This is a genomic window from Roseofilum sp., from assembly GCF_982964205.1.
Genome location: NZ_CEZBFX010000035.1, coordinates 18,327 through 42,345, shown reverse-complemented (window position 1 = coordinate 42,345; position 24,019 = coordinate 18,327). Strand labels below are relative to the sequence as shown.

Below are 24,019 nucleotides of genomic sequence, written 5' to 3'. Positions count from 1 at the left end.
GATACAGCGCGAAGCGCTGCTATGAGGTACATTGTTGATCGTAGATTCGAGTTGTCATTGCGACCGCAGGGAAGCAATCGCCAAGATTTGGGGATTTTGCGATTGCTTCATTCCACTTGCGTGACCTTCGCAATGACTTATCTCAATGATACTGTACTCCGTTACAGCGCAAAGCGCTGTATTCTTTAGCCAACCGATCGTGGACAAAACGAGTCATAATTTTCTCTTAAAAATTGCGAAACCCAGTATAGTATAGTGCCGTGACTGGGAATGGTAGAAAAACACAGTTTTTGGACTCTATTCCTTTCGACTTCTCTCAGGGAGCGGTAATCATGGTTAATTTCTGAATCATCCATTTCCAAGCATCTTCGAGTAACGTATACAAAACGGGGACAACAATTAAACTTAATAAAGTAGACGTAATTAATCCCCCCATAATTGCAACTGCCATGGGTTGGCGTAATTCTGCGCCTGCGCCAAATCCAAGGGCAATGGGGAGCATTCCTAACAAAGTCGAGCCAGTCGTCATTAAAATCGGTCTGAGGCGCACTTTTCCGGTTTCTAATAAAGCTGTATAGCGATCGATTCCTTTCTGGCGCAATTGGTTGGCATAGTCCATTAAAAGCAGAGCATTTTTATCTAAAAGTCCCAGAAGAAAGATTAAGCCCAAGAGGGAAATCATACCAAAATCACTTTGGGTAATGAGTAAGGCTAACATCGCTCCGACAATGGATAAAGGGAGACATAAACCGACAACAATGGGTTCTTCTAGACGACCAAATAAGAGCCAAAGGAGCAAGAGCATGGAAAGAATTGAAAACGTTAAAGTTGTGCCAAAACTGCCCAATACTTCGCTACTGGATGCCCCTTCTCCACCAATAATGAGGCGGATATTTTCTGGGAGTATAGTATCAGCAATTTCGATGATTTCATCGCTAATATTGCCGATCGCCGCTCCATCCGTTAAATTGGCACTGAAGATCGTCACCCGCTCTCCCTGGTAGCGATCGATGCGCTCAGGAATATCTCCCGATTGACGGACTCCAGTTTCGGTAACCTCTAAATCGGCTAATCCAGCCAGTTGCGCTAAACGCTCTTGAAATCTTTGCGCGGCTTGATTTAGCTCTACTAAATTCTCTCCCGCTAACATCACTTGCACGGGCTTTTGATCTACCGTATCTACAAATTGGATATCTTCCACGCTGAGGGTGACTCTAGGGATTTTTGGGAGTTCTTCCCGTAGGTGTTGCTGCATTTCTAACGTGCTTAACTGGCGATCGCCCTTCAACATCACCCGCATCTTTCCCTTATTTGCTTCTCCCCGCAACCCCATGATGGTATAGACTCTTTCCACATCCGGAAGACTCAACACCACTTCCTCCAACTCTTCCGCCACGTTGCGAGACTTGCGTAAAAGAATCGGTTCGGGAGATTGAACAAGACTCGCTAACCAACTGAACGATCCCCGATCTTCGGATGTTTCCGTGGAGGGAGGAGCGCTAAATTTCGGCAGTTCTGAGGTATAGACGATGTTAAACTCCCCGCGATCGAGTTGAGGGATAAAACCCTTGGGAATAAAAGGAATTAGGGCAATCCCAGCGATGAAACTGAAGAGGGCAATACTCACAACTATCCATCGATGGTGTAAACACCATCCCAAGAGCTGACCATAGGCGCGAGAAACCCCATATCGGCGAACAGGCTTCTGTTGAAACGTTTTTTCTCGTTTGAGCCAATCTACGGCTAAAATCGGCGTGAGAGTGCGAGCCACGAACAAAGAGGCGATCGTGGCTGCGGAAATGGTTAAGCCAAAGGGTTTAAAAAACTGTCCAACTGTGCCTCCCATAAAGGCAACCGGGAGGAAAACGGCAACAATGGTAAGGGTAGAGGCAGCTACCGTTAAACCAATTTCATTCGTAGCCGCGATCGCCGCTTTTAACGGAGATTTTCCTAATTCTACATGGCGAGCAATATTTTCAATCTCGACAATCGCATCATCGACAATAATCCCAATCACCAAGGCTAACGCCAACAGGGTAATCGTTTCGAGATTAAACCCATAAATTGCCATCACAATAAACGTCGCTAACAGGGAAATAGGAATGGCTAAAGCCGCGATCAGCGTGGCAGGGATATTCCAGAGAAAGGCAAAAATCACCAATACCGCTAAGGCGATCGCCAAAAATAACGCATCAATAGTCGATTGTGTCGCTTCTTGAATATATTCTGCGTCCGTATCAGCTAAAACTAACTGTAAATCTGTGTGATTCTCCTGTAATTGGGCAACTTCATCCTCAATGCGATTCACCACATCCAACGTATTCGCATTGCGGCGCTTTACCACACTCAACGCCAGAGCATTTTCCCCATTAAATCGTACTAACGTTGGGGGATGTTGGGTCGCCAAAACCTCTTCTAATTGAGGATTGGGTAGGGTTTCCCGGTTGCGATCTAAACCATCTCCCCATATATCTACCCGTAATACTCCCTCGACGGCGGATAATTCCGGAACAAAAGAGGATACCGCGACTTCACGCAACGTTTCCAAAGAAAGGGTTTGGCTGAGGATAGCATAACTAATTACGCTCGACTCATTTAAATTGAGAGGAATGACCTCAACTTTTGTGTCCTGGGGTAGGGACAATTGGTTTAAATCGGTTTCCAATTGGGGCGCGATCGCCTCCAAATTCACCCCCACTTCAAAAATGCCATTCACCACCGTTTGTCCGGGATAAACTAAAGAGCGGCTATGATTTAATCCAGGGAGATCTTGCAGTTGAGTTTCAATCGGTTCCGTTAGTTCAGCTTCTATATCTAAAGGGGTAGATAAAGGAGCAGAAGCATGAACCACCACCACCGGAAACGTAATATCCGGAAAAAGAGCATACTTGAGGGAACTAAACGCAAAAATCCCCGCTACCATTACCGCGATCCAAAATCCCAGCGTGATGCGGGGGGTGGCGATCGCCCAGCGAGAAATATTTAACCGCTCCCGCCATTTCTGCTGGCGTTTTGTCCCTTTTGACGATCTTCCTTTCCCTTCATTCACAGCCATACCCCTGAAGTGCCCATAAAAAATCCCCAAATCATGGGGACGCTAACATTAAAAAGACTCAAACCTTATCTTAAAATAATTGAACGGCACACTGTTGCCCAATTTCTAGGAATTGAGGAGGATCTTCTCTTTTTTTCTCCGCTTCAGCAATCAGCTTTTGATAGTCACCATGACTGAATTGAGCTTGAAACTCAGTGAGTACGCATTCACATAAGGGTTCAATTAAATCGGGAGGTAAAAACGTCTCAGTTTCTTCACGACAGTTCTTTAGAATCTCATTCACTGCGTCTTCGGGATAGACATGAGGCGTTGGGGTTGGAGTTGACTGCGCTCTGGTGAGGGGAGTTATCCCTAAACATCCTAAACCGATCAGGGTTGCTAACCCCTTTTTCCATGAATCCATCATTACTCTTTTCCTTGAATCCTCAATCAATTAAAATAGCTGGGCAGTATCGAAGTTTGGGACATGCTCTAAGTTCCCCATCGATCGCCATTTCCGCCGTTGCAACTGAGAATAGATACCTTGGATCGGATCGCCAGCCCTAAATTCTCATCACCGACTGTAATTTTAGTCCCTCAAGGGGCTGAATATCATGCTGTTCGTCGAGGTATGGGTGCTTTGCCTTTATCCTCTCCGTTGCCAAGTGTCTATCCCATTCCCATGGGAAGTGAACCCGTCAGCAAGTATTTACAACAGTGGATTACAGAAATTATACCCGATCGCCCAACTCTTCTTGTCCTGGGATTAGCGGGTAGTTTATCTGCTCAACACCGAGTGGGTGATGTGGTTGTGTATCAACAATGCTGTAATTTAGCTCCAGAACAACCTCTACAGAGTCTAGAGTGCGATCGCGCCTTAACTGAATTCCTGAGTGATCGACTCACTCCCCATACCCAACCCGTAACTGGCTTAACCAGCAGTCATATTATTACTCAAGCAACTAAAAAACAGAACCTCGGTCAAACCTACCAGGCTTCGGTTGTCGATATGGAAGGATTTGCGATTTTAAAAACTTTACAGAGCGCAGGCATTGCTGTGGGAATGGTGCGGGTAATTGGCGATCGCCACAATCAAGACCTGCCTAATCTCAATGATGCCATAAACGCCCAAGGTCAACTTGCCCCCATTCCCCTTGCCCTACAAATGCTCAAACATCCCCTGAATGCCATGAACCTCATTCACGGATCGCTCAAATCATTGCCCATTCTCTCTGCGATCGTGATTCAACTCTATAAAGATACCTAACGGCGATCGGGGCGACTAAAAATCCGGTTTTCCTATTCCCCATTCCCTATTCCCCCTTAATTAAACTCCCGTAAACTCCTCGGATCGAGGGCATCGCGCAACCCATCCCCCAAAAGATTAAACGAGAGAACTGTTAAAATAATCAAGATCGCAGGAGGCCAAACTAACCAAGGTTGCAAGACTAAAATCGAGGCATTCGTCCCCGCAGATAATAAATTTCCCCAAGAGGGATCGGGTTCTTGAATCCCCAAGCCAATCAGACTTAAAACCGATTCAGCCACAATAAACCCAGGAATAGCCAGAGTTGCGGAAATAATCACATAGGTCGCCGTTTGGGGCAAGACATGGCGAACAATAATATAAACCGGATTAGCTCCCATCGCCTTCGCCGCTTGTACAAATTGTTGCTCTTTAATCGATAGGACTTGACCTCGAATCACCCGTGCCAATCCCGACCAACTGATAAAAGAAGTAATAATGACAATCAGGAGAAACCGTTGAGCGCTGGTGAGTTGGGGCGGAATCACCGCAGCTAGGGCAACCAATAGATAAATACCGGGAATGGTCATTAGCACCTCCACCAGTCGCATCAAAATCGCATCTGTCCAACCGCCAAAATAACCCGATATACCGCCCACGAGCATCCCTAGGGGAAAAGAAATCAAAATTCCCACTAAACCGATACTGAGGCTAATTTGACCGCCCCAGAGAAGACGACTGAACTGGTCTCTCGCTTGCCGATCTGTGCCCAAGAGATTGAGCCGTCCTTCTCCTTGTGTTCCAAAAAGATGGAGATTCGCGGGAATGATACCCAGTATTTTATAGTCATCTCCCTGGACAAACAGACGTAGAGGTGAGGGACGACTCCGGTCTATAATCAGGGGGCGATCGCCTGTATCTAAATCTGTCGCTCCCTGGGTTACCGGATAGACACGCGGCGACAATTGCCCTTGCTCATTCAACCACTCAATAGGCGTAGGTGGTAAAAGAGAGCCATCAAGTTGGGAACTATAGGGACTGTAAGGGGCAAAAAAACCCGCACCGAGCACCACAATATAGAATATTATCAGAATCACTGCTCCCACCTGAGCAAGGGGATTTTTGCTCAGTTTCTGCCACCAATCCACGGCTGTACCTCTTCAACTCTGGATTTCCTATTGTGCCATGGATTGACCCAAGAGGATGGCTATATTAACTGTAAAGTATCGATCAAAAATAGATGGAGCCAAAGAGTTTGTCCCACATGCTTTACAATGCGTAATACTATAAAGAAGAGATAAAGATTACTAGACCCTAGGCAATGCTAACGCCTAGACCCAAAGCGTCCACATCGGAGGGATACATGAGTCAACAGCCACTCAGTGAGATCGACAATTCACCCAAACCAACTGAACCCCAAGACACTCAAACGACTGAAAGCATAGATCCTCAGAATGGGAGCAGAAAGCCTGGGTTGCTGTTGGGTTTAGGTATTGGCCTAGCAGTAGGTGCGTTGGCAACTTATGTCTTCAATACCCTCAACCGCTCTGAACCAACCCCTGTCCAACCGGTAACTACTTCTCAATCGGCCGATCCTGTGCAAACAGTTACTCTAGCCACGGTAGAATCAACGAAAATACCCAGCACATTCACGGCAACTGGGACAGTAGATGCGTATGACCTGTTACCCGTGCTACCCGAAGTGATGGATTTACAAATCCGCCAAGTGCTAGTCGATGAAGGGGATTGGGTAGAAAAAGGGCAATTGATGGTGGTATTAGATGATTCGGTTTTGCAAACCCAAATCCGCCAAGTCCAGGCAGATGTAGAAGCGAGTCGCGCTGTAGTACAAGAGCGGCAAGCGGCAGTGGAACAAGCCAAATCAGCTCTACAGGGAGCATTGGCGGCGAAAGCAGAAGCTCAAGCGGGCAAGCAACAGGCGATCGCCTCTTTAGCCCAAGCCCAAGCAGAACTCGAACAGACAGAACGGGATTTGCAGCGATCCGAAACCCTTGCCGCAGAAGGAGCCATTAGCACCCAAGAAGTGGATTTAAGCCGCACAAGGGCTAAGAATGCTCGGGAAGCGGTGCAAGTGGCTAAGGCAAATCTGAATAGCGCTGAAGCTAGAATCAGTAGTGCAACCGCCAATGTGAATAGTGCCCAAGCCACTATCGGCAGTATGACCGCGAATGTAAATACGGCTTTAGCCCAACTACAAAGTCAACAAGCGAGGGTAGAACAACAGAAAACCTATCTTGCCCAAACCCAGGTTACCGCACCATCGAGTGGTAGGGTCAGCGAACGTAGCGCACGGGTGGGAGATTTGGCTAATCGAGAGACCCCCCTCTTTCGGATTATCAACCAAGGCGCTCTAGAATTAGAACTGAAAATCCCTGAAACCCAACTGAGTCAGGCGAACATTGGGGCCCCAGTTACCTTAACCTCGGATGCTGATAGTCGGATCGATATCAAGGGTACGATTCGGGAAGTGGCTCCCCTGGTTGATGCTAATACTCGCCAAGCAACGGTGAAGATTGACCTTCCGTCCTCTACCCTCTTGCGACCGGGGATGTTTTTACAAGCGAGTATTACCGCGCAAACGTTGCAAGGACTGGTGGTTCCCGCGCAAGCGGTTCAACCCCAAGCTGATGGTAGCGCCCTGATTTATCAAGTTGATGAAAACGATCGGGCGATCGCCCGCACGGTAGAAGTGGGTTCCCCCCTAGGGGGAGATTCTACCAATGTCGAAATTAAACAAGGTCTGAATTTAGGCGATCGTATCGTCGTCCTCGGTGCAGGATTTATCAGCGAAGGTGATATCGTCCGTGTCGTAGACAGCAGTGTCCTGAATCCTACTGTCAATTAGTGAGATGCTCCTGACAGGTGGACGCGGGGACACCCAGACACAGGGAAGATTATTGCCCATACCCTGCTTCCTATTCCACCTATTGCCTATTGCCTTTCCCCTCTCTTGCCTTTAAACAAAAATGTCTTTCAAAATCTCCTCCTGGTCAATACACAAGCCTGTTCCCACCCTCGTCGTCTTCCTGATTTTAGCGATCGTGGGCATGTTTTCCTTTACCCAATTGGGTATTGATGAAAATCCCAATATTGATGTCCCCTTTGTTTCTGTGACCATTGTCCAACCCGGAGCCGGGCCAACAGAACTGGAAACCGAAGTGACCAAAAAAGTTGAAGATGCCATAGCCTCTATAGAAGGAGTCGATGAGCTTCGCTCAACAGTAACCGATGGTGAGTCAAGTACTAGGATTATGTTTGAGCTGGAAACCAACAGCGATACAGCAACCAACGACGTTCGCAATGCGATCGCCCAAATTCGGCAAAGCCTACCCCAAGATATCGAAGACCCCATTGTTCAAAAAATTGATTTTCTGGGTGAATCGGTGATCGGTTATGCCGTTACTTCGCCCCAGCGCTCTGTCGCAGAACTGAGCGATCTGGTAGATCGCGACATCACTCGTGACCTACTCTCTGTTCCTGGTGTCGCCAGAGTAGACCGTATTGGTGGAGTTGACGAAGAAATTCGTATCGACCTCAACCCCACCCGTCTGCAAGCCCTGGGAATTACTGCCAGCGAAGTCAACCAGCAAATCCGCGACTTTAACATCAACCTCCCTGGAGGGCGATCGCAAACTGGAGGCACAGAAAAAAGCATTCGCACCCTAGGGAGTGCTGCCACCCTAGAGACCCTCAAAACCTATCGTATTGTTCTCCCCAATGGCGAGGATATCCCCCTCACCAGCCTAGGAGAAGTTAACAATGGATTTGCTGAACCCCGTCAAGTTTCCCGCTTAACTATCAAAGATAATCCGGATGTTCAGCAAACCCCCGTAGTGGGCTTTTCCGTGTGGCGCAGTAGTGGCTCTACCCTAGTCAGTGTAGAAGAAGGAGTGCAGAAAAAAGTAGCCCAACTGCAAGAAACTCTGCCTGAAGATATTCAACTGGAGCTGATCTTCACCAACGCCGACTATATTCGCCTCTCCTATCAAGCCTCCATTGATGCCCTAGTTGTAGGCTCTCTCCTAACTGTGGTTACGGTGGGCATATTTTTAAGAGATTGGCGGGGTACGCTGATTACCGCCTTTGCCTTGCCTCTATCGATTATTCCCACTTTTATCGTTTTGCGTTCTCTAGGGTATACGCTCAATGATATGACCTTACTGGGGTTTGCTCTAGCGATGGGAAACCTGGTCGATGATGCCATCTGTATGATTGAAAATATCAGTCAGCACATTCAGATGGGTAAGCGACCCTTCCAAGCCGCCTTAGATGCAGCCAATGAAATTGGTTTAGCGGTCTTAGCCACAACTGCCACTATTGTCGCAGTCTTTGTCCCAGTGGCCTTTATGGGAGGGATTCCGGGTAAATTTTTCCGACCCTTTGGCATCACGGTTTCAGTAGCCACCTTGTTTTCTACTCTGGTGGCGACGACTATGACCCCTATGTTGGCCGCTTATCTGTTAAAAGGGAAAAAAGTAGAAGAAACTTCATTGCTGAAAGAACAGAACCCAGATACACCCTCCTATCACCTGAATTCAGAATTAACTCATCGAGGGTTTCGTTGGGGTCAACGTACATTTCATCCCTATCGCAGACTCCTAGGCTGGGCCCTATCCCATCGCATCGTTACTTTAATGATTGCAGTAGCTTTCTTTGTTGGATCGATGCAACTGATTCCCTTGATTCCCACAGGATTATTTGGAGGATATGACCGGGGTTTAAGTCGGGTAACTATTAAGTTGCCTCCTGGCTCTCCTTTGAGTTTAACGGACCAGGTGATGCAGACAACCACTGAGATGCTCCAAGATCACCCAGCCTTTAGAAGTGCCCTAGCTAGTGCAGGGGAAGGAGACTCTGGCATTAATGAAGCCTTAATCACTGTGAATCTTTTACCTCCAGAAGTGCGGGGAATTTCCCAGAAAGAGTTTGAGCAACAGATGCGCCAGAAGTTTGTAGAAATTCCGGGAGCGCGGGTGACTTTCCAAGCGGCAGGAGCGGCTGGAAATGCCACTGATGTCTCAGTGGTTCTCAGCAGTGAAACTCCAGAATTGCTCAAGAGTACGGCAGATGAGTTAGAGAGCTTTATGCGTGGGATTTCAGGATTAGTAGAGGTTACTTCTAGTGCCAGCTTGGTGAAACCTGAGTTGTTGATTACTCCAGATCCAGAGCGGGCAGCAGATTTGGGTGTATCGGTGGAGGCGATCGCCCGTACCGCCTCTTTAGCCACGATTGGTGATAATGATGCTAACCTAGCTAAGTTTAATCTCCCCGATCGCCAAATTCCCATTCGCATACAAATTGGCACTGAAGAGCGCAATGATATAGAAACTCTGCGGAATTTGCGCGTCCCCAGTCAAAATGGGGGGGTAGTTCCTCTGATGGCAGTCGCTGATATTCATATTGGTAGCGGTCCTTCCCAAATTGACCGCTTTGACCGCCTGCGTCAAGTTTCCCTAACTGGCAATTTACAAGGGATTTCCCTGGGGCAAGCCATGGAACCGATTAATGAGTGGTTAGAAACTAATTTGCCCCCCGAAGTTCAGCAACAACCCTCTGGGGATGTGGAGATTATGATCGATATTTTTTCTCGATTTGCCACTGCTCTAGGCCTGGGAATTCTGGGAATATACGCTATTTTAGTTCTGTTGTATAACAATTTTCTCTATCCCATTACGATCATGGTTGCTCTTCCCCTATCTGTGGGTGGAGCCTTACTGGCTTTGATGATTACCCAAAAAGAATTGGCATTCTATGCCCTAATTGGGATTGTGCTGCTTATGGGATTGGTGACTAAAAATGCAATTCTGTTGGTCGATTGTGCCTTGGCTAATATGCGCGAGCAAGGAATCTCCTTAAAACCGGCCTTAATTGCTTCTGGGATCTCTCGTCTGCGACCCATTTTTATGACGACGTTCTCGACCATTGCTGGGATGACCCCCATTGCTTTAGGGTTAGGAGCAGGCGCTCAAATGCGATCGCCTATGGCTATCTCGGTAATTGGCGGTATGACAACAGCAACGTTATTAACCTTGGTGGTTGTACCGACCTTATTTACCTATGTTCATGGTTTCAGTCGTTGGTTATTGCGTTTAGTTCAAGGCAAACCCTCTCAACGACCTCGCCTGGCACTCTCTTCCGAAGTGAAAAAGAGCCAATTCAATTAAGCCATAGTAGGGTGCCCTGCGGTTTCGCGATCGCACCCTACACTAACTTTCCTTTAACCAAAAAGTTGTTTTAACCAATCTGTAAAATGCTTGGCTAACTCAGCGTCAGCATTCAATTTTTTTGCGCCTATCGCTTTTCCTGGAGGAAAACCGGGTTCATCTCGCCAAGCTAAATAAGTACAAAGCTCCGCTTTACGATAATGCTGGTCTTTAAAGTCTGTCAATTTACGATTTTTAGCTTCAGCAACACATTCTTGGGCAAATCGGAAGGTATCCTTCCAATCTAGCGGAACTAATTTAATACAAAGATCTTCTACAATACCCTCATCAATATTATTTGGCATTAGCCAAAACCCTAATTTAGGCTTATCTTCGTAACCTTGAATAATTGTGCCATTTATCGTCGGATTTTGAGGAAAATTGTAATCATAATCTTGCAACTTTTTCTGTATACGATTCCACTGAGTCATGATTGATTTATCCGCATCTAAAACCGTACCTATCACTTCTGGAGTATCTGGGCGAATAATCAAGGAATTCAAATTTTTCAAGGCTAGATCAATACCTTCACAATCATGAATCCTAAAGTTATTAGAAACACTCTGTTTTTTACACAATGCCATCACGATATGACAATCATTATTGCCTTCTACAAGTAAGATTTTTTTGATTTCAGAAGAGTTGAGATCTTGTTTGCAAGGATCGGACATAGGAGTATTGCTTAACGAATATAAATTTCTGATTCTAGAGAATCCATTAATTGTTCTAAAGTATATTCAGTTGCTTTAATGTTGTCCTGTTTAGACTCTAGACGAAACACCGATCCTGACTCTGGATACTGGTTCCAAATTTTCCCAAAACTTTTCACGCAATCATAACTGTGAGTTGTGGCGAATACTTGAATATTGAGTTTTTCTGCAATCTGAAAAATAACTTCCCAAACTTTAGACTGAACTGTCCAATGCAACCCATTTTCTAATTCGTCAATCAGTAAGCATCCATTTTTGCTATTCACAAGACAAAGTAAAATTTCCAATAAATGATTAACCCCATCTCCCAAAGTTTTCATGGGTAAAGGTTCATCAATTCCTTCAAGTTTTACCAAAGGAATTCGTATAGAACCACTTTGATTTCCATTCGGCTGTACAAAGGAGATGTCTGAAATTCTAGGCTCAATTAAATTCAAGCCGGAAATTACTTCTGATTTTAAAGGGGTTAAGCTAGTTGCATCCCATAATTGAGCAATGCTATGATCTCGTTTTTTCTTCATTGGTATAGATTGACAAGAAACAGTATTATCCTTTAGAGGTATTGAGAAAAGTTTGTTTTCAAAAACCTTCAGGTCAATAAGTCGAAGATTTTTACCTTCCTCATGAACAACAATAGAAGAAAAAACATCTGGAATTTCTCCATCAGATTTTAGGGAATCAAGATCAACTGGAACTTTTCTCAGAACTCCTTGTTCTTGTTGTACTTGGTATGGCATTAATTTAATATGGAATTCCTTTATGTAAGGTGCTTCTGAAAGCAAAATTCCTTCCTCACCTATTTCTGGTAATTGATGTTTAAAAAACAAGTGACGCAGATTTTCTAAGGTTAAGTTTTTCATGTCTAGCGGCTTTTCTTTAAACCAGTTTTCTTGCCGTCCATCTATCAATTCAAAAAGTACATCTTGAGACACTCTGCTGGCATAAATACGGATTGCTTCTAAAAACGTACTTTTGCCAACATTATTTTTCCCAACAATCAGATTGACACGACTTAAGGATTTAATTTGCAGTTCGCGAAATATTCTAAAATTCTTGATATAAAACGATTTCAGCATGATATCAACCGAGGAAATACACTCCAATTAGGGATTGGACGCATCCAACCCCTAAACATCAGGTTAACTTAAAACCCAATTCACCAAGGAGCGAACGGGGAAACCGGTTGCACCCGCGCTATGGTAGCGGTAATCTTTATCTGTCCAAACGGGGCCGGCAATATCTAAATGTATCCAAGGAGTTTCCTTGATAAACTGCTTCAAAAATAGGGCCGCAGAAATTGAACCGCCTGCCCTTGAACCGGCGTTTTTCATATCAGCAACGACGGATTTCATGCTATCAAAATAGGTCTCTTCTAAGGGCATCCGCCAAAACTGTTCTCCGGCAAGTTCGGAGCTGTTGATAAAGTCGGCGGCTAGGGTATCATCGGCTGTCCATAACCCACCAATTTTATTGCCCAAAGCGACAACACAAGCTCCGGTTAAGGTGGCGAGATCGACGATCGCCTCCACACCCAGTTTTTCGGCAAACACCAAGGCATCTGCTAACGTAAGACGACCTTCGGCATCCGTATTATTGACCTCAATGGTTTTGCCATTGGAAGCTTTGAGAATATCCCCCGGATGCATGGCATGACCGCTAATCATATTTTCGGTCGCTGCTGAGATAAAATGAACTTCAACATCGGGTTTTAATTGGGCGATCGCCTTGGCTGCACCTAATGTGGCTCCTGCACCTCCCATGTCGGTTTTCATCATCTCGATGCTACTCCCCGCACCCGCTTTGATATTCAAGCCACCCGAGTCAAAGGTTAAGCCTTTACCGACGATGGCTAACTTGCGGCGCGGTGTACCTTGGGGTTTATAGGTGAGATGGATAAATTGAGGGGGAAGATCGGAGGCTTGGGCAACCCCCAAAAATGCTCCCATTCCCTGTTCTTCACATTCTTTTTGCCCTAAAATTTCCAGCTCTAAGCCATATTCGGAGGCAATCGCCTGTGCTGTTTCTGCTAAAGTAATTGGTGTTACCTCATTGGCGGGAGCTGCCACCAATTCCCGTGCTAAAATCACCCCAGAACAGATAATGGTGGCTTTTTCTAGAGCCGCTTCTGTACCGCCTAACCCCAACAGCGCCACCGTTTGCAACTCTGGGGGTTTCTCCTCTGGTTCTGACTTAAAGCGATTATCCTGATGTAAGCCTAACTCAATTCCTTCGGCGATCGCCTGAGCGGTTAAGTGGCGATCGTCATTCAACAGGGGAAAACTAAGACCTAAACTTTGGCAGCGTTCCTTTTGTGCCAACTTAGCTGCCGATGCTCCTCCTTGACGCAGAGTTTCTACACTCAGCTTTTCCGCTTTCCCCAAGCCCAGCAAAATCAGTTTGCGGATCGGGTATTTTTTCCCTAAGCGAGTAAATATTGTACTGCCGTCTTTACCCTTAAACTCTGCATCTTCAATGAACTCAGCCAGAGCGCCGTCTAGCTTCTCATCCAGTTGTCCTAGATCCGCACTCAGTTCTACCGCATCCTCAAAAAAGCCCAGGGCAAGCGCATCCCCCGTCCAATCTAACCGTGGCGTATCTGTAGGTTTGAATTCCATCGTTATTGATAATAAGTGTACCGTTTCCTTTTACTTAGTATAGTGGGGTAGCGAGCCTTAGACTATGCCTTAGACTATCCTAACCAGGAGAAATTGCAATCATATAATTCGCATTTGCCGATCGCTTTAGCTTCTCTAAAAGCTGTCCTTGCCGTAGAGTCAGAGAATATCAAAGCGCTGACTACAATCTTGATGTCAATTACAATTCTGTTGGTTTTCACGATCGAGAAATGACTCTAGAAATTCTAGAGTTATTTCGTTAGCAATCGCTTGTTGGCTTGCTTCTTCCATGAGTTCTAGAAATAGCCTCTCTCCAGTGAAAGCGAGCGTTGGGGGTGAGGGCTATACTTCATGCAATAAAGAAAGGCTATATAACCAATCCTCTGGGTAAGCATTAATCGCTCTAGTGTGAGTGTAAGATCGGCACGGATGTAAATTTGCGATTAAGATCGGGGAATATACAGCGTAAAGCTAATCTTTTATGCTGGCTGAAACCTATGCCCCGGTTCCGTTCGTCTCCTAACCCGATCGCTATTTCTACCCCAATCATGTCTAACCCTAAATCTAATCTTCCTCTCATTTTCTCGATCGCCGGAGTCAGTCTAGGGGCAATTGTTGGGGGGGCGATCCTCCATCAAACCCATCTGGATCGCCAAATCGCTGATGAAGTGAGCTCTTGGCTACCCGAAGTTCCGTCTGAAAAACCAACGTTTCAGCTTAACCCGACTCAAGTACAGCAATCCAAAATTGCCCAGTTGGTGAAACTTTCGCCGACTGAGCGCCAACCCTATCTGGAAGCGATGAGCCAACAACCGAGTCATCCAGAACATCCTCGCGCTCGCTATCTATTGGCGATGGATCGGTTGGCTCAAAATCAACCCCAAGAGGCGATCGCCACTTTAGAGAATTTAGAAACCCGTTATCCTCTCCTAGCCGCTCATATTCTTTCTCAACGCGCCCAAGCCTATGCCCAATTAGGGGAAACCACGCAAGCCGCAGCGACGTGGCAAAAGATTTTTACTACCCATCCCAATCATCCTGTGGCGGCTGAAGCCCTCTATGAGTTAGGCAAAACGAATCCTAAACTGTGGGAAGAGGCGATCGCCAAATTTCCTGCCCATCCCCGCACCGTAGAAATGGCGGCGAATCAACTGGCGACGAATCCCAACTCGTTGCCCCTATTGCGCCTGCTGGCTAAACATGCTCTCTACAAACCTGACTATACTGAACTTCTAGATCGCCTCACCCAAACCCACAGCGCCCAACTTACCCCTGAAGATTGGGAAATTATCGCCTTTGGTTATTGGGAAAAAATTGAGTATGGCAAAGCCGGTGCAGCCTATGCCAAAGCGCCTCCCACACCCAAAAACCGATATCGGGCGGCAAGAGGGTTGCACCTTGGAGGCAAAACCCAAGAAGCGATCGCCGCCTATAAATTCTTGTATAGTAGTTACCCCAATGAGAAAGAAACTGCCCAAGGCTTAATTCATCTTTCCCGGTTAGTCGATCTGCAACCCGCACAAGAGTATCTGAATATTGTCATTGATCGGTTTCCCCACAAAGCCGCCGCCGCTCTGGTAGAACAAGGCAAAGTGTTAGACGCGCTCAAAAGTTCCCAATCTGCAAAACAGGCGCGGCAGTCGATTTTAACCCAATATAGTCAATCAGAAGAAGCAGCCAAACTCAGATGGCAACAAGCCGAAGATGCCGCCGACAAGGGTAACTTACTGCAAGCCTGGAGACTTGCCCAGGAAATCACCGTAGAAAACCCAGAGACAGAGTACGCTCCCGAAGCCGCCTTTTGGGTAGGGAAATGGGCGAAAAAACTGGGCAGGGAGCGGGATGCCAAAGCTACCTTTGAATATGTGCTACAGCGCTACCCTGAATCCTACTATGCCTGGCGATCGGCTCTCATGCTCGGATGGAATGTGGGCGACTTTACCAGCGTTCGCTATCTCGAACCCGACGTAGAATATAGCATCCCTCGCCCCCTATTACCCGCCGGTTCTGAAACCCTGAAAGAACTTCATCAACTGGGACAAGATCGAGAGGCTTGGATGCTGTGGCAAGTCGAATTTACTAACTTGATGGAACCCACTGTTGCCCAGCAGTTTACTGATGGTATTCTGCGCTTGCAAGTTGGCGATTATTTAGACGGAATCTTCATGCTCAATAGCCTGGCATGGCGGGACGATCCTGAAGAGCAAAAACAATATCAAATGCTCCGTCAACAACTCGCCTATTGGCAAGCCCTCTATCCTTTTCCCTATCTAGAATCCATTGAAAGTTGGTCAAAAGATCGGCAACTCAATCCCCTTTTAGTCACGGCTCTAATTCGCCAAGAATCTCGATTTATGCCCCAAATTCAATCCATCGTTGGCGCTACTGGATTAATGCAAGTGATGCCAGAAACTGGGGAATGGATCGCCGGTAAAATCAATCTTGCCAGTTATCAGTTGGACAATCCGAATGATAATATAAAGTTGGGAACCTGGTATTTAGACTATACCCACAGCGAGTATAGCAATAATTCCTTGTTGGCTGTAGCGAGTTACAATGCTGGTCCAGGGAATGTAGCCGATTGGCTGAACCGTTTCGGTTTCCGCGATCCTGATGAATTTGTGGAAAAAATACCCTTTCCTGAAACCTATGGCTATGTCAAATCTGTATTTGGAAATTACTGGAATTATCTGCGTTTGTATAATCCAGAAATTATCCAAAAAATGGAAAAGATTAACTAAGTGAAGGATATTTTAACTGGATACAACGCTTTGGGATTACATGGCGTTTGTTGCGTAGCTCACCAACTCTCAAAACTTTCGGAAAAAATAAACTCAATTGATGTGTCGAGAAACCGGGTTTCTTGCAGAAACCCGGTTTCTATGCCAATTGGCGCTCAGAATTAACCGACTAACACCTTAACCTTATCCATAATGCCAACGGGGTCAATACCTTGATAGGGGAACTGTTCCCACAGTCCACCGCATCCTTCCTTATGCACGCCCAAATAAGCAAACTTCGGTGTTAATCCCCGTTCCAGTAACCAGGAACCAAACCGGCTACCTAAACCCGTTTTGCGGTTAAAAGATTCAACCACCAAGACAAAGGGAGCATTTCCCACTTTGGTCATCATCTCTTCATCGATTACATTGAGAGTTGATTTATTAATTAAACCCACATCAATGCCGTCTTGCTTCAACCGTTCAACCGCATCTAGAGCGCGATAGAGACCATCCCCAAAGCTGACAATATAACCGGCAGTTCCTTCGCGAATCACTTCATCTTTGCCAGGGGTAAAGGTGTAACCTTCACCATAGAGTTCCTTACCTTCGCTATCGAGTAAGAAGGGAACTTTAGAACGAGTGGAGAAAATAAACCGCAGTCCGGGTTGAGGGAAGACAGCTTCCACGCAAGCCTTCATTTGTCCGGCATCGGCTGGGAAATAAACCCTGGTTTCATAGCCATCATCTAACCCATTATCGGCAAACAGATTATTGATGCCGAAGTGACAGGTATTGTCTGCCATGTCATCAATTCCCGCGTGGGAGAAATGACAGAGGAGATTAGAATAATTGAGGCGAGCCATGGTAATTTCAGAGATGCACATCTCCAGAAAGGCGCTAAAGGTAGCAAAAATTCCTTGCTTGCCTTTCTCCATGCCAAAGCCAGCCGCAGCCGAGAGGTTACCCCGCTCCATAATGCCGCCACTGACAAAAATTTCGGGATGAGCTGCATGGATTTTGTTTAAGCCACAGGAGCCTTCTAAGTCGCTATCAACACAGAGAACGTTTTGTTTGCGCTCTTCTTCACTCATGCGTCCGAGAATCGCCACTACAGATTCTCCAAAGACATTCCGGTTCGAGCCAACTTTGTCACTCGAACCGAGGAAAGTATAGCTTTGTGAAGGTTTTTCAATAGCCTTGAGGTATTCAACTGCGGCGGTATGACCCCGTTGTTCTAAATATTGCAGTGCAAATTTTAAGGAAATGACATCATGACCGTGATTCGATCCTTCGAGTCCTTCGATACCAGGACACATGGGACGCTTGTTAATCACTGCAACGGGGCCAGGAGTATTGATGGCTTCGCAGAGACGACTGTAAAGATCATCAATGTCTTCTCCGTTGCCTTCGAGAATCTTTACGCCATGACCGGCAAGGGTTTGGGCAACGTTAAAGCCCGGTAAATACTTAGATGGATTGCCGGCAATGGTGACATCATTATCATCAATAATCAGTTTGACATTGATGTATTGGGCGACGGCTAGCCGGGCAGCTTCTGCGTCGTTTCCTTCTTGCTGGGAACCATCAGAACCAAGACAGAAGACTGTTTTACCTGGGTTTGCTAGGGCAACTCCGTTAACGTAGGGCCACATATGACCTAAACGCCCAGAACTAAATTTTACACCGGGAGTTAAACCGAGTTCGGGGTGTCCGGGGAGGTGGTGATGGGCTTCGCGATAGTGGAGCAGTTTTTCTGCTGGCATGTCTCCATTGAGGACGGACATGAGGTACTGGGTTCCGACGCGGTGTCCGGCTTCATCGAAGAAGATGGGGACAAATTTATCAGGCGCTCCCCGGAAGAAGGCATCGAGAATCATGACTTCGGGTACGGTGTCGTAGGGACCACCTGTGTGTCCGCCGACACCTCTGGCTGCACCGGTTGCGGTGAAGAAGATGAGGGTATCGCGACAGAGTTGAATGTTGTATTTGAGCGCTTCCCGTTGTTCGTCGGTGAGTTGGGGTTGGCTGGGATCGAGGGTGAGGGCTTTGTAGCTATTGATATCAATAGCGAAGTTGTCGGCGATAATGGTCATAAGGATTTTTTTAGTTGAATTGAATTAAGGGCCAGTCGGACACTAGAGTACCAGGAAAGGGGATGGGGGGATAGGGGGATGGGGCGATGGGGAATAGGGAATGGGGAGATTGCTTGCTGGGACGGGGGATGACACAATATTAGGGTTGAGTAATGTAAGGGTTGAGTTATGAAGTTGGAGTTTAAGGTTCCGTCGATGGTGTGTGAGGGTTGTGTGGATACGGTGAAGAAGGCGATCGCCAAAACAGACAGTAGCGCCCAAGTGAATATTGTCTTGGAAACGAAAGCGGTGACGGTGGAAACAGGATCGTCAGAGCAGGAGATCCATGGCGCAATTACGGCGGCTGGCCATACCGTAGCGTAAATTATGGCTTCTGTTAAGTCTGGATGGTTTTCGCGGTTGGTGGGGCGATCGCCGAATCTGTCTATGCGGTTAATGGCGATCGGGATAATCGTGACCTTCTTTTTCTTGATTGTTGCCTTATTTGCTCCAGCTTTCCAGGCTTGGGGATGGTTGCAAGATCCTACAGAAGCGCTGATGAACCCGCCCCAAGCACCGCCTTCTGCCCAATATTGGTTTGGTACAACCCGGTTGGGCTATGATGTATTTTCTCGTACCTTGTTTGGAGCGCAAGCCGCTTGGAAAGTAGTGATTTTAGCCACGCTCCTGAGTATTATGGTGGGTGTTCCTCTAGGGTTGGTGAGTGGTTATAAGGGCGGTAAGTTCGATCGCGTCGTGCTATTCGCCATGGATACCCTTTATACGTTGCCGGGCTTATTGCTGTCGATTACATTGGCGTTTGTGGTGGGGAGAGGAATACTGAATGCGGCGATCGCCCTCAGTATAGCCTATGTACCCCAATATTATCGTGTCGTTCGCAACCACACCATCAGCGTCAAAACGGAACTCTACGTGGAAGCCGCACAAGCCATGGGAGCCTCAACTTGGCGCATTTTAACCCGCTATTTATTTCTCAATGTGATTCAAAGCGTGCCCGTATTATTTACCCTCAATGGAGCCGATGCGATTATGACATTAGGGGGTTTAGGATTTCTCGGTTTAGGGTTACCCGAAGAAATTCCAGAATGGGGACACGATCTCAGATTAGCTCTAGAAGTTCTACCCACAGGCATTTGGTGGACTGCTCTTTTCCCAGGCATGGCGATGACGTTGATGGTAGTGGGGTTATCCTTAGTAGGTGAAGGCTTGAATGAGTGGGTGAACCCGAAGTTACGCAATCAGACGTGAATAATTAATTATTAGTTATTTTCTTGGATAAAGCCAAGAAAATAGCTTAATATAATTCAAATCGACGAATTCAAGAAATATTTGAAAGATGACGCTAAACGTTACTGAAGAAGGAGTTTTAATCCCAAAAGAATTATTGGGAGATAGTCAAGAAGTTGAAGTAATCCAACAGGAGGGGCAACTCATTATTACGATTCAACCGCCAGCCCTATCCTATCAACAGGTAACCGCATACGTTCTGAAGAAAAATCATGCGCTCTATCAACGTCTGGCTTAAGGATCTATTTAACGATAGAACAAATTTTAGACATCCATCATCAAATAATTGCCCAGACTGTTGGGGCATCGGAAGTTACAAACTTTGGTTGACTGGAATCGGCGATCGCTCAACCCCAAATGACTTTTGATAGTCAAGAACTCTATACGAGTCTTCCAGAAAAAGCAGCCGCATTAGGTTTTTCCTTAATAAAAAATCATCCTTTTCTCGATGGGAATAAGAGAACTGGACATGCAGCAATGGAAATTTTTCTAATTCTGAACGGTTTTGAGATTAATGCTAATGTAGAAGAACAAGAAAAAATAATTATTCAAGTTACGTCAGGAGAAATAACAAGAGAAGAGTTTACAGACTGGTTGCAATCAGTGATTATTCCCTTTGAATACAGGGCAAAAAAGTAAGGCTTTACGAACCGAATCTAAGAAACAATGATTGCACTCTATCAAAAAGTAGCTCTTAACCAAGACTTCCCAGAATACAACCTGAAATAAGGAATTTGATCTACTCTGTTTTCCATTCCGTTTCTGGAATATTGGCGCTTATCATAATGTTGCGTAGAGTTCCAATGGGGAGGTCTTTTCCTTTATGATAAGGGACAATCGCCTGAAGTTGGTCTTCAGTATTTCTCCACTTACGATGACTTCCTTTTTGTGACACTAACTCAAACCCATATTCAGTTAAGATACGCTCTACTCGATCGGCGTTCATACGTCGAATACGAGTCATCCTACAGATACCTCTCGCAAAATTGCACCAGATTTCAGTTCAATCTTATCTGGTTCTAGATAAAGGGCTATAGCCTCCCGAATATTCTCTAATGCTTCTGCTTCTGTTTCTCCGGCTGAGACGCAACCCGGTAATTCTGGACACCAAACCCCCCAATCATGGGTTTTGGGATCTACTTCTAACACTACGCGCCATTTCATAGGGTTTGACTCTAAAACTTAATCTTGGGGACATTTTACCATGATAGCAATTGAGTAAAGTTTATTACAGTATGTCAACGCAAAACCTACTTTACAGTAAGATCTTCGCTCTTGTCAGGGTTGCTCTGATTTCCCTCATCGCTCTCTGTCGTCTCCTCTGTAGGGGAGTTGTTCTCGCGCTTATCGACATCGGTTCTGATTTTAATCCGGTTGAGATAGAAAGAATCAAACCTGTATCGCGCATTGCAGCACTGCGGGAAGAGCAAGGACTTACCCAACTTGAACTCGCCCAACTGCTGGACGTGACAGAAAATACGATCGCCAACTGGGAAAAGGGCAGAAGTAGCTCAGACTGGATTATCCGGGTGATTAAGCTGTGTAAGATTTTTCAATGCACACCCGATGAGTTGATTGAGTATATTCCCGATACTGAACCCGTGGAAACGAAGTCGAAGAAACGCTCTTTGCAGGAACTGCGCCAATTAATTAATACCCACGAACCCGCTCCATCTAAACCAACCTCTAATTCTCCAAAAGCGGAGGTTTAAGAATGATTAAAGTGATGGTCGATGCCGATCTGATTTTAGAAGCTTTTCTCAATCGCGAAAGCTTCGTTGCTGATGCAGAAGAAGCAGTTGAGCTACTCCAGTCTCATGGAATTGAAGGGTATATCTCAGAAATTGGATTCAAGTCACTGAGGGATAAGGAGATATAATGAATACGGGAAAAAGATGAAGATTCCTAACTCTGAAGGTGTCATTATTGCTTATGCCAAACTGACTGAATATCTGTTGGTATATCAAGAACAGAATGATAAATCTAAATTTCTTGCCCAAGCTGGATTTACTCAAGATAACCCTGAAGAATTGCTTCTTTCAATTCTTCAACTCATCCAAACCTATGATGCTGTTGAAGACAGACAAAATGAATATGGCACATTTTACCAAGTAGAAGGTGACTTACAAGGGCCAACTAAAAGTCTAGCTGTCATTACGATTTGGTTACAGCCTGCCATTGATGGTAAGTTCCAATTTGTTACATTAAAACCGAAAAGAGGAAAAAAACAATGATCCCACTCTATCAAAAAGTTGCTCTTAACCGAGACTTCCCAGAATACAACCTGAAACAAGGCGATATTGCTACTCTCATTGATAGGGTTCCCCATCCGAACCAGGGAGAAACTGGATATATCCTAGAAGTGTTCAATGCTCTGGGAGAGTCAATTGATACTATTATCGTTCCTGAATCGGCGGTTGCGCCTCTGAAAGCTGATGAAATTTTTACTGTGCGATCGCTCGTTCAATTGTAGTCAGCGAAAAACTTAACCGAACGTTACAATCGTTAATGTTCTCTTGTTCACTGCTCAGATCATGGCTCAGTCTCACTCCTCCTCCAAGCCTCGCTGTATCGTTGTTGGTGCGGGTATTGGCGGCTTAACTACTGCCGCGCTCCTGGCTCGTCGGGGGTATTCGGTGCTGATCCTGGATCAGGCGATTGTGCCGGGGGGATGTGCTTCGACGTTTAAGCGGCGCGGGTTTACGTTTGATGTGGGAGCGACGCAGGTGGCGGGGTTGGAGCCGGGGGGGATTCATCATCGCATTTTTGAGGAATTGGCGATTGCACTACCGGAGGCAACGCCTTGCGATCCGGCTTGTGCGGTGTTTTTGCCGGGGGAAACCGAACCCATTTCCGTGTGGCGAGATCCTCTGAAATGGCAACAGGAACGGCAGCGACAGTTTCCGGGAAGTGAACCGTTTTGGCAGTTGATGAATACTCTATTTCAAGCCAGTTGGCGGTTTCAGGGGCGAGATCCGGTGCTGCCTCCGCGAGATTTGTGGGATTTGTGGCAATTGGTGCAGGCGATGCGCCCGGATACGTTGATTACTGTGCCGTTTGCGCTGTTGACGGTGTGGGATGCACTGAGATTGATGGGGGTGGGAAAAGACGATCGCCTAAAAACCTTCCTCGATCTGCAACTGAAACTCTACTCCCAAGTCGATACCACGGAAACCGCACTCTTGTATGCTGCAACTGCTCTGAGTGTTTCCCAGGAACCCCAAGGACTGTATCATTTGCAAGGAAGTATGCAAGTTTTGAGCGATCGCCTCGTCGCATCCCTAGAACGAGATGGCGCTACCCTCCTCATGCGCCACACTGTCGAGCAAATCGAAACCAAAAATGCGCGAGTCACTGGCGTTCGCATCCGCAATATGAAAACTGGAGAAACCTGGAGCGAAAACGCGGAGCATGTAGTCGCCAATGTCACGATTCATAACTTGGTGCAACTGTTGAAGTCTGAGGATCTGGCAACGAAAATATACGCCAACGGCTATAGCCAGCGTCTGAAGCAAGTTCCTTCACCCAGTGGCGCTTTTGTCGTTTATCTGGGAGTCGAACAAGCCGCTATTCCCGAAAATTGCCCGCCCCATCTGCAATTTCTGTACGATCGCGATCGCCCCATTGGCGAGAATAACTCCCTATTTGTCTCCGTCAGTCATCCAGGAGACGGACGCGCACCGGAAGGAAAAGCCACCATTATCGCCTCTTCGTTTACAGATACAGAGCAATGGTGGAACGGTGCAGACTACGAGCAACTGAAAAAACAATTTACCGAAGTGGCGATCGCCCGTTTAAGCCAGTATTTCCACCTAACTCCAGAAACCCTGATTCACGTCGAAGCCGCCACACCGAGAACCTTTGCAGATTATACGGGGCGCGATCGCGGTATCGTCGGTGGTATGGGACAACGCTTAACCACCTTCGGTCCCTTCGGCTTCGCCAATCGCACTCCCATCGGCAACCTCTGGTTAGTCGGAGACTCCACCCATCCCGGAGAAGGAACCGCAGGCGTATCCTATTCTGCGTTAACCGTAGTTCGACAGATTGATACCAAGTCCAGCTAATCAGAAAACAGTAAAATTAA

Annotated in this window: 21 protein-coding genes and 1 pseudogene; 13 read left to right on the top strand and 9 right to left on the bottom strand. The window is 46.4% G+C overall.

The features are described 5' to 3' along the window. Positions 1-316: 316 nt before the first annotated feature. Both AC3A14_RS11150 and AC3A14_RS11145 read right to left on the bottom strand, forming a co-directional pair. Positions 317-3,055, bottom strand: coding sequence for an efflux RND transporter permease subunit (locus tag AC3A14_RS11150; RefSeq protein WP_318734104.1), 2,739 nt, complete (start codon positions 3,053-3,055; stop codon positions 317-319). A 70-nt stretch (positions 3,056-3,125) separates the two neighbouring features. Next, the gene (locus AC3A14_RS11145) at positions 3,126-3,461 is read right to left on the bottom strand and encodes a hypothetical protein (protein WP_318699408.1); all 336 of its coding nucleotides are present in this window, start codon (positions 3,459-3,461) and stop codon (positions 3,126-3,128) included. Positions 3,462-3,557: 96 nt separating this feature from the next. Between AC3A14_RS11145 and AC3A14_RS11140 the strand changes: the two genes are divergently transcribed. Beyond that, positions 3,558-4,301, top strand: coding sequence for a phosphorylase family protein (locus AC3A14_RS11140; protein ID WP_318734106.1), 744 nt, complete (start codon positions 3,558-3,560; stop codon positions 4,299-4,301). A 56-nt stretch (positions 4,302-4,357) separates the two neighbouring features. On the opposite strand, the gene AC3A14_RS11135 is transcribed toward AC3A14_RS11140, so the two are convergent. After that, positions 4,358-5,428 (bottom strand): ABC transporter permease, encoded by a 1,071-nt coding sequence (locus AC3A14_RS11135; protein ID WP_318734109.1) that lies wholly within the window; start codon positions 5,426-5,428, stop codon positions 4,358-4,360. Between the two features lie 215 nt (positions 5,429-5,643). Here AC3A14_RS11135 and AC3A14_RS11130 point away from each other — a divergent pair, with 215 nt between their 5' ends. Both AC3A14_RS11130 and AC3A14_RS11125 read left to right on the top strand, forming a co-directional pair. Continuing rightward, positions 5,644-7,146, top strand: coding sequence for an efflux RND transporter periplasmic adaptor subunit (locus tag AC3A14_RS11130; RefSeq protein WP_318734112.1), 1,503 nt, complete (start codon positions 5,644-5,646; stop codon positions 7,144-7,146). A gap of 121 nt (positions 7,147-7,267) precedes the next feature. Beyond that, entirely contained in the window at positions 7,268-10,465 is a 3,198-nt protein-coding gene (locus AC3A14_RS11125; protein ID WP_318734114.1) for an efflux RND transporter permease subunit, read from the top strand. A 53-nt stretch (positions 10,466-10,518) separates the two neighbouring features. Here the strand turns inward: AC3A14_RS11125 and AC3A14_RS11120 are convergent, their stop codons facing one another. The 3 genes from AC3A14_RS11120 to AC3A14_RS11110 all read right to left on the bottom strand — a co-directional run bounded on the left by AC3A14_RS11120 (position 10,519) and on the right by AC3A14_RS11110 (position 13,829). Continuing rightward, entirely contained in the window at positions 10,519-11,175 is a 657-nt protein-coding gene (locus AC3A14_RS11120; protein ID WP_318699402.1) for a DUF3226 domain-containing protein, read from the bottom strand. Positions 11,176-11,186: 11 nt separating this feature from the next. Next, positions 11,187-12,290, bottom strand: a complete 1,104-nt coding sequence (locus AC3A14_RS11115) for an AAA family ATPase (protein WP_318699401.1) — start codon at positions 12,288-12,290, stop codon at positions 11,187-11,189. A 63-nt stretch (positions 12,291-12,353) separates the two neighbouring features. Continuing rightward, positions 12,354-13,829 (bottom strand): leucyl aminopeptidase, encoded by a 1,476-nt coding sequence (locus tag AC3A14_RS11110; protein ID WP_318734115.1) that lies wholly within the window; start codon positions 13,827-13,829, stop codon positions 12,354-12,356. Positions 13,830-14,326: 497 nt separating this feature from the next. On the opposite strand from AC3A14_RS11110, the gene AC3A14_RS11105 reads away from it, so the two are divergent. Then, on the top strand, positions 14,327-16,570 hold the full coding sequence (locus AC3A14_RS11105; protein ID WP_318734117.1) for a lytic transglycosylase domain-containing protein: 2,244 nt from the start codon (positions 14,327-14,329) through the stop codon (positions 16,568-16,570). Positions 16,571-16,731: 161 nt separating this feature from the next. On the opposite strand, the gene AC3A14_RS11100 is transcribed toward AC3A14_RS11105, so the two are convergent. Continuing rightward, positions 16,732-18,645 (bottom strand): transketolase C-terminal domain-containing protein, encoded by a 1,914-nt coding sequence (locus AC3A14_RS11100; RefSeq protein ID WP_318734119.1) that lies wholly within the window; start codon positions 18,643-18,645, stop codon positions 16,732-16,734. Between the two features lie 168 nt (positions 18,646-18,813). Here AC3A14_RS11100 and AC3A14_RS11095 point away from each other — a divergent pair, with 168 nt between their 5' ends. The 4 genes and pseudogenes from AC3A14_RS11095 (at position 18,814) to AC3A14_RS11080 (ending at position 20,571) form a co-directional block, all read left to right on the top strand. Further along, positions 18,814-19,008 carry a heavy-metal-associated domain-containing protein gene (locus AC3A14_RS11095; RefSeq protein WP_271945204.1) on the top strand — a complete coding sequence of 65 codons (195 nt, stop codon included), beginning with the start codon at positions 18,814-18,816 and terminating at the stop codon, positions 19,006-19,008. Positions 19,009-19,011: 3 nt separating this feature from the next. Next, positions 19,012-19,893 carry an ABC transporter permease gene (locus AC3A14_RS11090; RefSeq protein WP_318699397.1) on the top strand — a complete coding sequence of 294 codons (882 nt, stop codon included), beginning with the start codon at positions 19,012-19,014 and terminating at the stop codon, positions 19,891-19,893. Positions 19,894-19,981: 88 nt separating this feature from the next. Next, entirely contained in the window at positions 19,982-20,170 is a 189-nt protein-coding gene (locus AC3A14_RS11085) for a hypothetical protein (protein WP_318733595.1), read from the top strand. Positions 20,171-20,172: 2 nt separating this feature from the next. After that, positions 20,173-20,571 (top strand): annotated as a pseudogene (locus AC3A14_RS11080) (type II toxin-antitoxin system death-on-curing family toxin). 100 nt (positions 20,572-20,671) lie between these two features. Here the strand turns inward: AC3A14_RS11080 and AC3A14_RS11075 are convergent. Next, a complete protein-coding gene (locus tag AC3A14_RS11075; protein WP_318733596.1) occupies positions 20,672-20,896 on the bottom strand; it encodes a type II toxin-antitoxin system HicA family toxin in 225 nt (74 codons plus the stop codon). After that, positions 20,893-21,096: a type II toxin-antitoxin system HicB family antitoxin gene (locus AC3A14_RS11070; protein WP_318733598.1), complete on the bottom strand. Its 204-nt coding sequence runs from the start codon at positions 21,094-21,096 to the stop codon at positions 20,893-20,895. The genes AC3A14_RS11075 and AC3A14_RS11070 overlap by 4 nt, the downstream gene beginning before the upstream one ends. A gap of 71 nt (positions 21,097-21,167) precedes the next feature. On the opposite strand from AC3A14_RS11070, the gene AC3A14_RS11065 reads away from it, so the two are divergent. The 5 genes from AC3A14_RS11065 (at position 21,168) to crtD (ending at position 23,999) form a co-directional block, all read left to right on the top strand. Continuing rightward, positions 21,168-21,644, top strand: coding sequence for a helix-turn-helix transcriptional regulator (locus AC3A14_RS11065; protein WP_318733600.1), 477 nt, complete (start codon positions 21,168-21,170; stop codon positions 21,642-21,644). A 2-nt stretch (positions 21,645-21,646) separates the two neighbouring features. After that, the gene (locus AC3A14_RS11060) at positions 21,647-21,811 is read left to right on the top strand and encodes a hypothetical protein (RefSeq protein WP_318736604.1); all 165 of its coding nucleotides are present in this window, start codon (positions 21,647-21,649) and stop codon (positions 21,809-21,811) included. A 16-nt stretch (positions 21,812-21,827) separates the two neighbouring features. Further along, on the top strand, positions 21,828-22,166 hold the full coding sequence (locus AC3A14_RS11055; RefSeq protein ID WP_318733604.1) for a DUF6883 domain-containing protein: 339 nt from the start codon (positions 21,828-21,830) through the stop codon (positions 22,164-22,166). Then, complete coding sequence (locus tag AC3A14_RS11050) at positions 22,163-22,405, top strand: DUF4926 domain-containing protein (RefSeq protein WP_318733606.1); 243 nt, start codon at positions 22,163-22,165, stop codon at positions 22,403-22,405. Before AC3A14_RS11055 ends, AC3A14_RS11050 begins: the two co-directional genes overlap by 4 nt. Positions 22,406-22,466: 61 nt before the next feature. Further along, on the top strand, positions 22,467-23,999 hold the full coding sequence (crtD, locus tag AC3A14_RS11045) for a C-3',4' desaturase CrtD (RefSeq protein ID WP_318736602.1): 1,533 nt from the start codon (positions 22,467-22,469) through the stop codon (positions 23,997-23,999). The last annotated feature ends 20 nt before the right edge of the window (positions 24,000-24,019 follow it).